This window comes from Natrarchaeobius chitinivorans, from assembly GCF_003841505.1.
Lineage (GTDB): Archaea > Halobacteriota > Halobacteria > Halobacteriales > Natrialbaceae > Natrarchaeobius > Natrarchaeobius chitinivorans.
This window is the reverse complement of the sequence record NZ_REGA01000002.1, coordinates 198,414-213,795: the sequence shown is the minus strand read 5'-3', so window position 1 is coordinate 213,795 and position 15,382 is coordinate 198,414. Positions and strand designations below refer to the sequence as shown.

The following is a 15,382-nucleotide window of genomic DNA, read 5'->3' as shown; positions in this document are numbered from 1 at the left end:
CTCGAATTGACCGACGAACCGGTTGACGAGGAACCGGTTGAAGAGGAAGAACCGGTTGACGAGGAACCGGTTGACGAGGAACCGGTCGATGAGGAACCGGTCGATGAGGAACCGGTTGACGAGGAACCGGTCGATGAGGAACCGGTTGAAGAGGAAGAACCCATCGATGACGAACCAGTCGACGAGGAAGAGCCTGACGAGGCCGACGAACCACAGCCGGCACACGTGACCTTCAGCGACCAGACCACTGACGGCCAGACCGTCGTGGTCGACGAAGTCACGATGGCCAGCGGTGGATTCGTCGCGATCCACGACAGCAGTCTCCTCGTGGGCAACGTTCTCGGAAGCGTTATCGGCTCATCCGAGTACCTCGAGGCAGGTACCCACGAGAACGTCGAGATAACGCTCGACGAACCGCTCGAGGAAGACGAGACGCTGATCGCGATGCCACACCGCGACACCAACGACAATCAGGAGTTCGACTTCGTCGAAAGCGAGGGTGAAGCCGACGGCCCGTACGAATTCGCTGGTGAACCGATCACTGACGAGGCGGTCGTAACCCTCGAAGCGGCTGACGAACCGGAACAAGAGGAGGAACCCACTGAAGACGACACCGACGCTGCTGACGACGAAAACGGTGATGCGGCAGAGCCGATGATCGGCTCAGCCGCCTAACGCTACTACGTCCAACGGACGGATCCCTTTTCGCGGTCAACTCAACAGTCGATAGAGACTGCTCGCAGCAATTACGAGCAACACGATGACACTCGAGAGGACGGGATCCAGAGCCGAGAGAAGGGGTAACTGGATGCCAGAAAGCGCGATGACGGAGAGGCCCAGGACGGAGATGACGAGGTGAAGCTGAAGGCTTTTCGAGCGATCGGTACTGTGACCGTCGGTGTACGTGAGGACGTCCTCGAAATTCGCACCCGGTTCGATCGTTTTTGCTTCCGAATCGTATTCGATGACGGCGTCTTCTTCGAGCTGTGGGAGATGTGTCTGTTGTAAGGAGACGTACACGCTCTTGTAGAGATTGTTCGGGACGGACGACGAGTCCGATTCGTTCGTTGCGATCTCGGTGGCAACGTCCGAGACGTCGACTTGACCCGTCTCCTGTGCGAGTAACTGGACGATCGCCCTGCGTCGATCGTTACCGAGGATGTGAAAGACCTCGCTTTCTGCAAGCGAATCTGATCGGCTCGTCTGGACGGACATCATCAAGAGGAGAGTGAAAGACCGTTATCGGGGGGCTGTCCATCATCGACCTTCATACACGTCTGTCGTTTCACCAACCACCGACTTTAAGCTCTGGCATTTTTGCTGACACTTGCAGGAGAAATAATACTCGGCGTTCGTTCTACGCACGTACCGGTTACCAAAAAGCGTCGAAGTTAGCGCGGTTCCTCGCCCGGGAGGTGTCCACCGGATTGCATCTCCCGATACGTCGTACAGGACGGGCAACCGTGAACGATATCGCCGTTGTCACCGAACACTCGGGCGAACTGTTGGGTTACGTGCGTACCGCAGTTCCGACAGCGTGCACCTGCAGTCGACGATTCCATCGGGCGCCAGTTTTGCTGTGAGGATCTCATGATTCTGGGGGTGGCGAAGTTCTCGGACGGCCCCGGAACGACGCGAGTGTTTTCCGGGTGTCGTCCGACCTCAGTACGACCGAGGGGGTCAGATGTGGATAAAGGACATAGACCGTTCACCCGTCGAACCCCCGGAATCGGTGAGAAACGTCCAATTTCTCCCAGCGTCACAGCCGTTTGAAGCGGTTTGGCGGCGGTTTCGGAGATCGGCGCTCGACGGATCTCAACGCGAGTTCAGATAAGTTGGTTCGTATTCGGTCTCAAAAGGGAAGATTGCCCACGCAATTTGCCGAGCGAAATCTGGAATTTCGTCGGTCAAACGCGAAGTTTCACGAGATAATGAGGATCCTTCGAATAGATAGGTCCATCGTTATAAAATACCATCATCGCTTACCGAACGTGTCGCTGGAACGCAATGGTGTCAACAACGATCGCGACCCCACGACCCGCTCATCTCGCACTGGAACCTCTCGTAGTTGAGGGCGAATCGAGTCATCCATCCGAGAGAGGATACAACAACAACAATGTCTACGAAAGCGAGTAATACACAGCCAGAAACGACCGCCGACCCAGCAGCTCAACTCGACGTGCTCGGAGACACGTGTGCTCGGACGATACTCGTCGCGACGAGTAACGGACCGAAAACTGCAAAAGAACTCACCGAACGAACCGAAAGTTCGTCGGCGACCGTCTATCGACGAATCAACAATTTACTCGAGAGCGATCTCCTGGCCGAGTGTATTCGGTTCGAAGACGACGGCTCTCACACGACTGCCTACGAGGCGACGGTCGAACAGCTCGCCGTCCGAATCGATTCGGGAGGGATACGCGTTTCGCTGTCCCGTACCGACGATTGATATCTCTCGAGATCGCTGCCCAAACTCCACTTTGGGGTATCCGCCGATGGCGACGGGCAAAATCCGACCACCCGATCCAGTGGGTTACAGGTCGCCGACGGAAACGCAACGTCGATTTCGGCGACTGCCGTCTAACGTGGCGAGAATCGGGGCGTCCTGATGGTGTGTGGGGCGCTGACGACGTCTCACTCGAGTCTCGATATCGACGTTCGCCGAACCGTGAGTGTCTCGAGAACGGTCAATTTCGTTCTCAAAACAATCCCTGAAAGAAGTCCTAACAGGTCTGTATGATACGGATAACAAATATCTACTCAGTGGAACGGTCACTGTGATTGAGCAATGCACGATCTGACCGGCTTCCAGCGAGACCTGCTGTACGTTATCGCGGGCGCAGATCGACCGTCGGGCCAAACTGTCAAAGACGAAGTCGAGAAGTACTACAGCTCCGAGATAAATCACGGACGGCTGTATCCGAACCTGGATACGCTCGTCAACAAGGAGTTAGTCGAGAAGGGCCAACTCGACAGACGGACGAACTACTACGCGATTACGGACACAGGCAGACAGCGGATCGACGAACGCCGCGAGTGGGAAGAACAGTACGTCGAGTTCTGATCGGCATCCAGTACGAATCGACACCCGTTCTATAGTAGCCACTGCAAGTCACTGCACACCCGATCGCACGAGGGGGGTTCGGTTCGGAGCGTACGCGGTTCGGAGCGTACGCGGTTCGGAGCGAACGAAGTGAGCGAGAACCGCGGAACGGCGAACGGGGAGGAACGACCAGTGAGCGAACGAAGTGAGCGAGAACCGCGGAACGCCGATCGGCGACCGTTGGGAGCCGTGAGCGAGTGGACACGAGTGAGAACCGCGATGATGCGAACGGGGAACGCAGTGACCTGTGAGCTGTGCGACCAGTGTATAAATAGTTGCAGCCGTTACTATCGGCTGTTCCGTCCTGACGAGTCGAGATATCGAACGTGGGTCCTACGTCAGATCCGACGCAGAGCCGTCCGTCCGCACAGAGCCGTCGGAACGACTCGATAACTCGGTCATAACAAAGCCGCGGTGGGTGAAAGTGCGCTACCGAGAATGGTACGGAGATTGTTCGCTGATGGCCAGATTGCAGTGAGAAAGACCGTGGTGACTCGTCGATGAGTTTTCGAACACGGACGCGAACTCGACTCGGATACCTGCTGTCGTACCCGTTCGATCTCGCAGTCGTCTCGATCGTCACGGTACTGGCTTACGTCGTCGTCACGACGTTGCCGGAAGGGAGCCTTCCTGGGCTATTTCTGACCGTTCCGTTCGCGCTGTTCTTGCCCGGCTACGCCCTCGTGTCGGTGCTGTTTCCGGCAACCGAGCGAACGGCTCGCGAAACGGCACGAAGCGAGATGGAGACTCGCCCGGGAGGAATCGACGTCGCCGAACGACTCGGGCTGTCGTTTGCGCTGTCGATCGTGATCGTTCCGCTCGTCGTCCTCAGCCTGTCGGTGACCGAGTGGGGGCTGGGAACCCAGTCGATCGCGGCCGGACTGGGCCTGATCATCGTCGCCCTCGCGCAACTGGGGGCGATTCGACGACTTCGGACGCCGGAGTCGGAACGGTTTACCGTTTCGCCGGTCGCAACGATCGTCGGGTTACAGAGAGAAGACGGTGCGCTGGCGACGGCGTCGTCGACGTTACTCGTCGTCGCGATCGGGACGGCTATCGCGGCGTTGCTCGTCGCGTTTCTCCTGCCCGCGTCGGCGGGTGGATTCACCGAACTCGCCCTCTACTCGGAGAACGAAGACGGCGATCTGGTCGCCGGCGACATTCCGAACGAGGTCGGGCCCGGCGAGTCGGTTCCGGTAACGATCTCGCTCGAGAACCAGGAAGGAGAGCGGATGGAGTATACGGTCGTTGTCCAACAGCAGGTACTCGAAGACGACGTAGTCGTCGACAGGACCGACTTACAGGAGATAGAAGCGGACGTCTCGGACGGCGGAACCGTCACCAGTGACCAACAGATTACGCCAACTACCGGACCGGGGGAGACGGTTCGGATCAGCGTTCTCCTCTACGAGGGTGATGCGCCGGTATCGCCGACGAACGAGAACGCCGACGAGGACGTCTACTTCTGGGTCACGACGACTGCCGACGAGACACCCGAGGAGGGGTGACCTCGGATAAACTATCAGTGTGTGACTCGTTGCAGGTGTTGCCACAGCCACTGTTGGTCAGTGTGCACTCGCTCACGACGGCCGTGTGATCGGGTGGGCAGTAGCCAGGTTCAGACGACGTTTCGTTGTGGCGGTACCGAATGCTGTGACGGCGGCGGCCGCGAGCTGATTGTGTACGGAAGGCAGTGGTCGGACTCGACGATTCTACTCTCGACGAACTGTGATACGGATTGCTGTACCGATGTACCAGTACACCCGCGACCCGGGTTGCAGGTGCGCCGGAAATGACGGACAGTCCACCGTATGAACCGACCAGTTCGGAGAGAAGAAAGCGGCAGTCTGAACTCCGAGAGAGTCGACGATGAGGGGAACCGGTGAATACTGTCAGCTCGTACGCCCGAGTGGAAAGTCGAGGTCGGGCCGACGCGAGACGTGCTGTACGAACGCAATCGCGAAGACGACGACGGATACGGTGAGTGCGACGATCAGCGCGGCCGCCGCCGACTGACCGATCGCGAGCCACGCCATCGCAAACGCAGCCACTCCGACCGTCGATACAGCGAGGTACAGACGGTGCCACGGTTTCTCACTCCCCAGGTTTCGATCGAGATACGGTTCGAACACGTCCTCGCTTGGAAGCAGTTTGATCGTGTGAGCGTCCGGATCCCAGTCGACGATTCCGTGGTCCTCGAGCATCGGCAGGTGCGTCTGGTACAGCGAGATGTACACTCGCCGGCGCTGGGTTCGGGTGACTTCATCCGGGGGGACGTCGTTTTCCCACGCTGCGACTCGTTCGACGAGTGCCGTGAGGTCGCAGGTGCCGCCCTGGCGTTTCAGGAACTGGACCGTCCGTCTCCGTCGAGCGTTACTGAACACGTCGAACAACTCTGCCTGAGAGAGTTCGTGTTTAGACATGGATGCCCTCGCGTTCCCGAGTTGGATACCGATCGGGTGTAGTCGGATACCTCACAGCGTGTTGTGCCACACCCTCACCCTTTACTATCGCACGACTACCCGGTCGAAATCGAAATGTACCGGTTAGCGGGCGTGAAAGACGACTAATCCAACGTTTCTCTGACCGTGAACGTCGGAAACACGCGTGCCCGAACGGGAGGACCGCCGCCAGTATCGATACGGGTCATGTCGGTCATCGACGCTGTAGTTCGTGGCTACGAACCCGTCAAGGCGGGGATAACAAAACCTCGTTACCGGCTGTATCAGTACGATTCCCACCCGGGTATCGAGTATCCGATGACACAGCGACACCGACCACGACGACTACGAGTCCAACTACGGGCGGTTACCCCTCCCTCGAGTCACTCGGTAGACGACGGAGGTGAACCGTGACTGGCGAACTCGTCCAGGGCGACGACTGTACGATCGACGACGGGGCGACGGTCGGCTACGGCGAGTTCGACGAGCCGGCCCGGATCGGGCGGAACGCAACGATCAGGTCCGGATCGATCGTCTACGCCGACGTGACGATCGGGAACGACTTCTCGACGGGCCACGACGTCCTGGTTCGAGAGGGAACCCGAATCGGCGACGACGTACTCGTCGGGACCAAGACGGTTATCGACGGACAGACGACGATCGGCTCACACGTGAGCCTCCAGACGAACGTCTACGTCCCGACCGAGACGACGATCGGGAGTAACGTCTTCGTCGGCCCCGGTGCAGTCCTGACGAACGACGAATATCCCGTCCGGAGCGACGCGGATCTTGACGGACCGACGATCGAAGACGGGGCGTCGATCGGGGCAAACGCCACGCTGTTGCCCGGCGTTACTGTCGGCGAAAACGCGTTCGTCGCCGCCGGTGCCCTCGTTACCGAGGACGTCCCCGCCGACACCCTCGCGCTCGGATCGCCTGCGAGAACACAGCCGTTACCGGAGCCCCTCGACGGGCCGAACGAAATCGCATGAGCAACACGATCGACACCGAACACGACATCGACATCTCGATCGCTGATCCGGAGATCAGCTCCGACGCGCTGGACCGGATCGAATCGACACTCGAGCACGGTATGCTCGCCGACGGTCCCGAAGTCAGGGCGTTCGAATCGGAATTCGCCGCCTACTGCCGGGCCGACGACGCCGTCGCGACCTCGAACGGGACGACGGCCCTTCACGCCGCACTCGAGGCGTTCGGCGTCGAAGACGGTGACGCTGTCGTCACCTCGCCGTTCTCGTTCGTCGCGAGCGCCAACGCGATTCGCCTCGCGGGAGCGACGCCGGTGTTTGCCGACGTCGACCTCGAGACGTACACGCTCGACCCGAACGCCGTCGAACGGGTTCTCGAGGAACGTGACGACGTCGTCGGGATTCTGCCGGTTCACCTCTACGGGCTAGCAGCCGACATGCCGGCCCTGTGTGACCTCGCCGACGACCACGACCTCTTCGTCCTCGAGGACGCCTGTCAGGCACACGGGGCGGAGATCCAGGGAGAGCGTGTCGGTAGCCTCGGCGACGCCGCCTGCTTCTCGTTTTATCCGACGAAAAACATGACGACGGGAGAAGGCGGCATCGTAACCACGGACCGTGAGGACGTCGCCGAACGGGCCGCGAGCTACGTCAACCACGGCAGAGCCGAGAACGGAACGGGCGATTACGAACACGTTCGTCTCGGGCACAACTACCGGATGACGAGTCTCGCCGCAGCCATCGGACGGACACAGATCGAGCGGCTGCCCGAGTTCAACGAGAGACGTCGGGAAAACGCGGCCTACTACGACGACCGGCTCGAACCGTTGGCGCTCGAGACGCCGGCCGAACCGAGCGGCTATCGACACGTCTACCACCAGTATACGGTTCGGACCGACGACCGGGACGCCCTCGCCGACGATCTCGACGCCCGGAACGTCGACACCGCCGTCTACTACGAAACACCGATTCACCGACAGCCGGCCTATGAGACGGTCAGCACGGCCGCGGCACAGCTTCCACGAGCGGAGCGTGCCGCCGAAACCGTGCTCTCGTTGCCCGTCCATCCGAACCTCACGGAACGGAAACGACGTACCGTCGTCGAAGCAGTCGCCGATTCAATCGAGTCCCAATGAGTCCGGAACGTACGATGACGACGTCGAGGCCGATTCGCGTCGGCGTCGTCGGCGTCGGAGCGATGGGAGAGAACCACGCGCGCGTCTACAGCGAACTCCGCGACGTCGATCTGGTCGGCGTGGCCGATCACGATCCGGACGTCGCGAGACGCGTCGCCACCGAATACGGAACGGAAGCGCTCGAGATGGAACGACTGCTCGAGCGCTGTGACGCCGTGACGGTCGCCGTCCCGACTCACGCCCACTACGAGACCGTCTCTCGGTGTCTCGAGAGCGGGGTTCACGTCCTGGTCGAGAAACCGATCGCAGAGACGGTCGAGCAGGGCCGAAAGATGGCGACACTGGCTCGAACCGCCGGTCTCGTCCTTCAGGTCGGCCACATCGAGCGGTTCAACCCGGCGGTCCAGACCGTAAGCGAGTTGATCGACGATCTGGACGTGATCAGTCTCGAGGCCGAACGACTCGGCCCGCCGATCGATCGGACGGCACCGGGAAACGTCGTCTTCGACCTGATGGTCCACGACGTCGACATCGTCGCCTCGTTGCTCGACGACGATCCCGAATCGATATCGGCGATGGGGACCGACGACGGACGGTACGCCACCACGACGATGAGCTTTGGAGACGTCGTCGCGACGGTGACGGCGAGCCGTGTCACGCAAAAGAAAGTGAGAAAGCTAACCGTTACGGCTCGAGAGTGTCTCGTCGAGGTCGATTACCTCGAACAGTCGGTCCTGATCCACCGCGACTCGTATCCGGAGTACCTCGTCGACGACGGACAGCGCCGATACCGCCACGAGAGCGTCGTCGAGCGCCCACGGGTCGACAACGGCGAGCCGTTGCGCCACGAACTCGAGTCGTTCGTCGAGGCCGTCAGAACCGGCTCGGAGCCGACCGTGACGGCCGAAGACGCGATCGACGCGCTCGAGACTGTAAAGCGAATCGACGCGCTCGTCTCCGGCGAGAAACCCCGTCGAGGACGGGAGGTGGAGATTCGATGACCGACTCCCTCGGACTGTACGGCGCCGAGCGTTCCGAACGCCGACAGCGAGAGTTGCTGACCGGCGGGGAGATCCCCGTCGCCGTCTACGGACTCGGAAAGATGGGGCTCCCGCTGGCCGGCGTCTACGCCGAGACGACGGGGAACGTGATCGGCGTCGACGTCGATCCGGTCGTCGTCGAGACGGTATCGAGCGGCCGAAGTCACGTCGTCGGCGAACCGGGACTCGACGAACTCGTCGCCGAACAGGTCGAAAGCGGACGCCTCGAGGCGACCACCGACGGTCCCGCGGCAGCCGATCGGGCTCGGATCCACGTCGTGATCGTCCCGACGCTGCTCACGGACGACTTCGAACCCGATCTCTCGACGATCGGTGCGGTGGCCGACGACGTGGCGGCCGGTCTGAGCCCCGGCGATCTGGTGATCGCCGAGTCGACGCTGCCGCCGGGAACGTGTCGAGACGTCCTCGAGCCCCATCTGGCGGCCGAAAGCGACCTCGAGCCCGACGAGTTCGGGCTGGCGTTTTGTCCCGAGCGGACGTCCTCCGGAACCGCGCTGCGGGACATCCGTGGTCAGTATCCCAAGGTCGTCGGCGGCGTCGACGACGAGAGTACGCGAGCCGCGGCCGTCGTCTACGACGAACTCTCGGCGAACGAGGTTCACCCCGTCTCGGACGCGACCACCGCGGAGGCGGTCAAGGTGTTCGAAGGGATCTACCGGGACGTCAACATCGCACTGGCGAACGAACTCGGATTGCTCGCCGACGAACTCGGCGTCTCGGTCCGCGAAGCGATCGAGACGGCGAACGACCTGCCGATGTGCCAGCTTCACGACCCCGGTCCGGGCGTCGGCGGACACTGTATCCCGTACTACCCACACTTCGTCCTCGCGGGAGTGGAGACGCCGATGGACGTAGTTCGAACCGCTCGCGAGGTCAACGACGGTATGCCCGGGGCCGTCGCCGGGAGAGTCGAAGACGAACTCGAGGCGACCGGCCGCGACCGTTCGGACGCGTCAGTTCTGGTTCTCGGGCTCACCTATCGAGCCGGCGTCGAGGAAACCAGAGCGTCGCCCGCTCTCGACCTCGTCGACGAACTCGAGGAGCGAGAGATAGCGGTCGCAGGTGTCGACCCCCTCGTCGATCCGGGGGAGTACGGCGTTCGGGCCGTCGACATCGAAGCGATCGACGAGGAGTCGTTCGATGCCGCCGTCCTCGTGACGGCACACGAGGAGTTCGAGGGGATCCAGTGGGACGCCCTCGAGCCGACCGTCGTCGTCGACACCCGGGACACGCTGGACCTCGAGGAGACCCACCACCGCGTCTACACGCTTGCCGGCTCCCGTACCGGACGTCGGCCGAACGCAGATCTCGCGGCCGAAACCGGGGTTGCCGTCGGGCCTGAAGGGCCGGAATCGACGATGAACGCGTCCGGATCGGCCGACGTCCGAAAGACGGACGGAGGGAACGATGTATAACGGAAAGACCGTCGGCGTGGTCGTCACGGCCTACGACGAGGAGGCGTTCGTCGGACGAGTCATCGAGACCGTTCCGGAGTTCGTCGACCGGATTTACGCCGTCGACGACGCCTCCCCCGACGGGAGCTGGGAGGTCATCCAGCGAGTCGCCTCCCGGATCAACGAAACGGTGGAACCGGAGCGGGCGATAACCGACGGTGGCGACGGTCGTCGAGTCGTTCCGATCCGCCACGAGGAAAACCGCGGGTACGGCGCGGCGGTCAAGACCGGATACGAACACGCTGCCGACGACGGGATGGACGTCGTCGCGGTTATGAACGGCGACGGGCAGATGGATCCCGATATCCTCGACCGGATCATCGATCCCATCGCCACCGGTGAAGCCGACTACGCCAAGGGCAACCGGCTGCTTTCGCCCGAGGACCGTGAGGGGATGTCCACGTTTCGCTTCGTCGGGAATGCGATGCTCACCGGTCTCTCGAAGTTCGCCTCGGGCTACTGGACGATCGGTGATCCCCAGAACGGCTACACCGCGATCTCTCGTGAAACGATCGACCGGCTGGACCTCGAGGCGATCACGGATCAGTACGGCTTTCTCAACCACATCCTCACCCACCTGAACCTGCACGGCTGTCGCGTCGCTGACGTCTCGATGTCGGCGGTCTACGGCGACGAGGAGAGCAGCATCAAGTACGTCCCGTTCGTCCGGTACGTTTCGTTGCTGTTGCTCAGCAGCTTCCTGGGACGGCTCAAGCGTCGATACGTCCTCGAGGGCTTTCATCCGAGCGTCGTCTTCTACGGCGCTGGGGCATCCGGAATGGCCGGCGGTGCCCTCGGGCTCCTCGAGGCACTTCGCCGAAGCGTCCGGGGCTCGGACGGCTTTACCGGCGCGCTCGTCGCTTTCGTCGCGCTCCTGCTCGGGTTCGTCTCGCTCGGCATCGCGATTTCGATGGACGCCGAAGAGAGCGAACCGCTCGAGGTGACCTACTACGAGTACACCGACGATGGTGTCGGCGAGGGATCGCCGACCGATAGGGCCATCCAGTCCAACGAGTGGACCGATTAGTATCGTTTCTCGGTATGGCTGCTCGTGTGGCAGGATCGAATACGTTCATCAGTTCATACGGATTGCTGTCACTGTTTCCCGGAGGCCGCGGGACTGCGCCCGGTCTACGGTAACGACGTACAGTAAACCGTATGAAACGCCACGGGCCGCTTCGAGAGCCGTTTTACGTGTTCGACCCTGATACCCGACGATGGCAGAATTCGCGGTCGAAGACGGCACGCTCTGGTACGAGACGACGGGCGATGGACGCCCCCTCGTCTTCGTCCACGGCGGCTGGTTGAGCGGGCGAGCGTGGCAGACGCAGGTCGAGTACTTCGCGGACGAGTACCGGATCGTCACGCTCGACGTTCGCGGACACGGGCGAACGGGCGAGACCGATCGCGACCGGTACTCGATCGAACTCTTCGCCGACGATCTGGAGGCGCTGTGTGGCTCGCTCGAACTCGAGTCCCCGGTCCTCTATGGCCTCTCGCTCGGTTCGATGGTAGTCCAGGAGTACCTCTCCCGTCACCCGGATCGTGCCGCGGGGGCAGTTCTGGCCGGCGCGATCAGGTCGATGCCCCCGACGTGGATCTCGCCGGGCGTGAAACCGTTCCTCTCGCCGATGCCGGCCCTGGCGTCGTCACTCGCCGTCGCCGGGCCGACCGCGACGTTTCGGGCGATGCTCCAGTCGGTCCGGGCGACGACCGGCGACCGGTGGCTGTCGGTCGACTCGGACGTCCGCTCGGAGACGATCGACGCCGTCGGCGACGTCTCCACGTCGGAGTTCAGAAAGGTTTTCGGAGCGCTCTATCGGTACGATCCCCCCGATCTCGAGGGAGTGACGACGCCGACGCTCGTCGTTTACGGGGACCGGGAAGCCCCGGCGGTCAGGCAGCAGGGCGACCAGATCGCAATGGCGGTCGACGACGGCCGCTACCTCGTCCTCGAGGAGGCGGGACACCTCGTCAATCAGGATCGGCCAGCGGCGTTCAACGCCGCCACAGCCGCATTCCTCGAGGAACTCGACGGGACGGACGCGACCGATCGCTCGATCCCGACGTAGCCGCCGGCCACGTCGTCGCCCCTGCTGGGGAAGACGGGAGTCTCGACCAGTTCGACCGAACCAACGTGCTTTGGCACTGCCACCAAGAGCGTCGCTGCGGTAGTACACACAGACAGGCCGCCCCGTCAACCCCACAACGATGAGCAGTAACTCCTCCGATTCAGAGACCGCTAACACGAGTACGCACTGGTCGACCGTATCGAAACACGTCGTCAACAGCTACCTCGAGGCGAACAACGCCGTTCTGGCGGCGATGGGGTTCGACCTCGCAGACGAACCTGACGGTGATAGTTCGACCGCGGACGATCCGTCGGTCGCGGAACTCTCCGTCGGCGACGAGGACTGGCAGATGCAGCGGTCGACCGACGTGTACGACGACCTCGGCGTCGGCGATTACGTCCGTTTTACCAAATCGATCGACCAATCGGACGTTTCGGCGTTCGCGACAGCGACCGGCGACACCAATCGGCTTCACCTCGACGAGGAGTTCGCCGCCGACACGCGTTTCGGCGGCCGGATCGCCCACGGCACGCTCGTTGCGGGAACGATAAGCGCCGCACTCGCCCGATTCCCCGGCCTGACGATCTACCTCTCACAGGACCTCGAGTTCCACGCGCCGGTCGAAATCGGCGACACCGTAACCGCCGACTGCCGAATCGTCGAGCAGGTCGGCGAGGACCGCTACCGACTCGAAACCACGGTGTACGCCGACCACGACGAGGACCGGAAACTGATCGACGGCGAAGCCGTCGTCATCATCGAGGAACTCGAGGAGTAATACTGTCGGGCAGAAGTCAGTGGGGTCTCGAATTCACGGCCGTCGCCATCGGTGACGGTCGAAGGAGGCGACCGATCGTCGAATAGTTCTGTCCGATAGTATAAGGTGTTCGTCGCGAGGAGTCCTCGAGAGGCGGATTCGCTGGTTCACGACGCCGGAGAGGAGGTCTCGTTCGATGAAGATACAACAGTGTCAGTCGCACCCAGACCGACGTGAGAAATACTTAAAAACACGGCGGCTATTCCCGACGGAGAGGAGGGTATCTATCCATTCATTTTCCTCCACTGCCTATGTGGTGTTGTGACATAGCATATGACGGCACTCGAACCCCATCGCATGGACGAGACGGAAATCCACGAATTCATGAAAGACCACGGATACGGTGTCCTTTCGCTCGCGGACGAATCGGTTGCACACGGCGTGCCAGTTTCGTTCGGATACCATGAAGACGAAGGGCTGTTTCTCTGTCTGCATCGGTTCGATGAAGAGAGCACGAAACACGAGTTCATCGAACGGACGTCGAAAGCCTCTCTGACGGTCATCGATACCGAATCTCGAGAGAGCTGGGGAAGCGTCGTCGTCACCGGAACGTTGAGCGAGTTCGAGACCTTGACCCCGAGTGAATTAACCGAGAAGTACGTGGCAGGTAAGCGAATGCAGGACAATGCGTGGTTCCCCTCGTTCGACGTCTCCGAGGACGACGACGTCGACTCGACGATGTTCGCCTTCTCAATCGACGACATAACGGGACTGAAAGGCACGGGCGGGTGACGCCGCCACCGCGCCGGTCCGATAACTCGGACGGACAGCAGACCGTATCAGGCGCGAGAAAACGCAAAAACGAAAGGAGGAGTTACTCCTTACCGAACATCTGGCGCATCATCGGATGCATCTCCATCATCTGCTCTTCTGCGATCTCCTCGTACAGCTTGTACGTAATGGAGACGGCCAGCAGCAGACCGGTCCCGGTAACGCCGCCGACGGTGCCGAGCATGTTCGCCCAGACGGCGAGCAACCCGACGAGCGCGCCGCCGATGACGGTCACTTGCGGAATGTACCGCTCCATGACCTTCTCGATGACGCCGACGTTCTGGCGGAAGCCGGGGATCTGCATGCCGGAGTTCTGGATCTGCTGGGCGGTCGCCTCCGGACCCATGTTCGTCGTTTCGACCCAGAAGATAGCGAAGATCGCACCGCCGATCACCATGAACGTGAGGTCGACGGAGACGCGGATCATCACCATCCACGCTTGCTGGGCGACTTCACCCGTCCACCACATCCAGTCGCCCGGCGAGTAGATGGGCGCGGTGTAGTAGAAAAAGCCGCTGACGGGCTGGCCCTGACTGTCGTAGACGCCGAGCCACGGGAGTTCGTTCCCGAAGATCGCGATCGTCGACGCATCTCCAGTCTGGCGGTTCAGGATCTGACCGATGAACTGAATGTTCGCCTGCAGCGCGCGAACGAGGATCATCGGCAGGACGCTCGCGTAGATGAGCTTCACCGGGAAGCGACCGCGAGCACCCTTGACGCGGGCGTGACTGAGCGGGATCTCCACGCGGACGGACTCCGCGTAGACGACGATCCCGAAGATCAAAAGCGTCGTCAGGAGCGCGATGATCTGCCCACCGTCGCTCATGAGCAACGTCGATAACCCGTCTCCAGCGACCAGTGAACCGATTTCCATCTCGCCCGTGAGGATGAGATACCAGTTGTAGAAGAACCCACCCTCCGCTGGCTGGATGAATCCGGTCACGAGACGCTGGCTCACGCCGGCGATGATGAACAGGCCGATACCGCTACCGACCCCCCATTTACTGACGACCTCGTCCATATACAGGATGAGGACGCCGCCGATGAAGATCTGGGTGAACATCAACACCTGGACCTGCGTCTGGTCGAAGGTGAATCCGCCCAGCGTGAGCGACTGCTGGGCTGGCAGGAAGCCGCCGGCGAACACCATTGGAAGCGCGGTCAACGCCGTCATGACGATGACGAGCAGCTTCTGCAGACCCTGGTAGAGCACCTGGTCCCGAGGGTCGTCCGTGTCGAGTCCGAGCAGGTTCGCACCGCCGAGCAACTGCATGACGATGCTGGCCGTGACGATCGGACCGATACCGACCTGCAACAGCGAGCCGTGCTCACCGGCGAGGATCGCACGGAACTCGCCGAAGAGGTCGGTCGCGCCTTCGGCACCTCCCAGCAGGGCGATGTTCGTCAGGAAGAAGTACAACACGAGGATACCGGCCGTCCAGGCCAGCTTGCGCTTGAAGGGAACGTGTCCCTCCGGACGCTGGACTGCCGGTATCCGCGTCAAGACCGGTTCGGCGGCTTCCTTCCATCCCATCTTT

The 15,382-nt window shown here is 61.6% G+C and carries 15 protein-coding genes and 1 pseudogene; 12 read left to right on the top strand and 4 right to left on the bottom strand.

Going from position 1 to position 15,382, the window contains the following annotated elements; genetic code table 11:
* Nucleotides 1–6 precede the first annotated feature (6 nt).
* Nucleotides 7–633, top strand: a pseudogene (locus EA473_RS23350) (DUF7282 domain-containing protein); the annotation flags it as partial.
* Nucleotides 634–711: 78 nt separating this feature from the next.
* Here the strand turns inward: EA473_RS23350 and EA473_RS03470 are convergent.
* Nucleotides 712–1,215: a DUF7344 domain-containing protein gene (locus EA473_RS03470; protein WP_124194282.1), complete on the bottom strand. Its 504-nt coding sequence runs from the start codon at nucleotides 1,213–1,215 to the stop codon at nucleotides 712–714.
* Between the two features lie 176 nt (nucleotides 1,216–1,391).
* On the bottom strand, nucleotides 1,392–1,562 hold the full coding sequence (locus EA473_RS23345; protein ID WP_449289209.1) for a DUF7563 family protein: 171 nt from the start codon (nucleotides 1,560–1,562) through the stop codon (nucleotides 1,392–1,394).
* A gap of 554 nt (nucleotides 1,563–2,116) precedes the next feature.
* Here EA473_RS23345 and EA473_RS03465 point away from each other — a divergent pair.
* The 3 genes from EA473_RS03465 (at nucleotide 2,117) to EA473_RS03455 (ending at nucleotide 4,611) form a co-directional block, all read left to right on the top strand.
* The gene (locus EA473_RS03465; protein WP_124194281.1) at nucleotides 2,117–2,449 is read left to right on the top strand and encodes a helix-turn-helix domain-containing protein; all 333 of its coding nucleotides are present in this window, start codon (nucleotides 2,117–2,119) and stop codon (nucleotides 2,447–2,449) included.
* Between the two features lie 339 nt (nucleotides 2,450–2,788).
* Nucleotides 2,789–3,064, top strand: coding sequence for a PadR family transcriptional regulator (locus tag EA473_RS03460; protein ID WP_124194280.1), 276 nt, complete (start codon nucleotides 2,789–2,791; stop codon nucleotides 3,062–3,064).
* Between the two features lie 539 nt (nucleotides 3,065–3,603).
* Nucleotides 3,604–4,611, top strand: a complete 1,008-nt coding sequence (locus EA473_RS03455; RefSeq protein WP_124194279.1) for a DUF1616 domain-containing protein — start codon at nucleotides 3,604–3,606, stop codon at nucleotides 4,609–4,611.
* Between the two features lie 384 nt (nucleotides 4,612–4,995).
* Here the strand turns inward: EA473_RS03455 and EA473_RS03450 are convergent, their stop codons facing one another.
* Nucleotides 4,996–5,526 (bottom strand): DUF7344 domain-containing protein, encoded by a 531-nt coding sequence (locus tag EA473_RS03450; protein WP_124194278.1) that lies wholly within the window; start codon nucleotides 5,524–5,526, stop codon nucleotides 4,996–4,998.
* A gap of 428 nt (nucleotides 5,527–5,954) precedes the next feature.
* Between EA473_RS03450 and EA473_RS03445 the strand changes: the two genes are divergently transcribed.
* From EA473_RS03445 to EA473_RS03410, 8 genes are all read left to right on the top strand, one after another.
* Complete coding sequence (locus EA473_RS03445) at nucleotides 5,955–6,536, top strand: acyltransferase (protein ID WP_124194277.1); 582 nt, start codon at nucleotides 5,955–5,957, stop codon at nucleotides 6,534–6,536.
* Entirely contained in the window at nucleotides 6,533–7,669 is a 1,137-nt protein-coding gene (locus EA473_RS03440) for a DegT/DnrJ/EryC1/StrS family aminotransferase (protein ID WP_124194276.1), read from the top strand. The genes EA473_RS03445 and EA473_RS03440 overlap by 4 nt, the downstream gene beginning before the upstream one ends.
* Nucleotides 7,666–8,670, top strand: coding sequence for a Gfo/Idh/MocA family protein (locus EA473_RS03435; protein ID WP_124194275.1), 1,005 nt, complete (start codon nucleotides 7,666–7,668; stop codon nucleotides 8,668–8,670). Before EA473_RS03440 ends, EA473_RS03435 begins: the two co-directional genes overlap by 4 nt.
* The gene (locus EA473_RS03430; RefSeq protein WP_124194274.1) at nucleotides 8,667–10,145 is read left to right on the top strand and encodes a nucleotide sugar dehydrogenase; all 1,479 of its coding nucleotides are present in this window, start codon (nucleotides 8,667–8,669) and stop codon (nucleotides 10,143–10,145) included. Before EA473_RS03435 ends, EA473_RS03430 begins: the two co-directional genes overlap by 4 nt.
* On the top strand, nucleotides 10,138–11,211 hold the full coding sequence (locus tag EA473_RS03425; RefSeq protein ID WP_124194273.1) for a glycosyltransferase family 2 protein: 1,074 nt from the start codon (nucleotides 10,138–10,140) through the stop codon (nucleotides 11,209–11,211). The genes EA473_RS03430 and EA473_RS03425 overlap by 8 nt, the downstream gene beginning before the upstream one ends.
* Before the next feature lie 190 nt (nucleotides 11,212–11,401).
* A complete protein-coding gene (locus EA473_RS03420) occupies nucleotides 11,402–12,256 on the top strand; it encodes an alpha/beta fold hydrolase (protein ID WP_124194272.1) in 855 nt (284 codons plus the stop codon).
* Between the two features lie 139 nt (nucleotides 12,257–12,395).
* Entirely contained in the window at nucleotides 12,396–13,034 is a 639-nt protein-coding gene (locus EA473_RS03415) for a MaoC family dehydratase (RefSeq protein ID WP_124194271.1), read from the top strand.
* Between the two features lie 312 nt (nucleotides 13,035–13,346).
* Entirely contained in the window at nucleotides 13,347–13,805 is a 459-nt protein-coding gene (locus EA473_RS03410) for a pyridoxamine 5'-phosphate oxidase family protein (RefSeq protein WP_124194270.1), read from the top strand.
* 82 nt (nucleotides 13,806–13,887) lie between these two features.
* Here EA473_RS03410 and secY read toward each other — a convergent pair whose 3' ends face one another.
* The gene (gene secY, locus EA473_RS03405) at nucleotides 13,888–15,378 is read right to left on the bottom strand and encodes a preprotein translocase subunit SecY (RefSeq protein ID WP_124194269.1); all 1,491 of its coding nucleotides are present in this window, start codon (nucleotides 15,376–15,378) and stop codon (nucleotides 13,888–13,890) included.
* Nucleotides 15,379–15,382 lie beyond the last annotated feature (4 nt).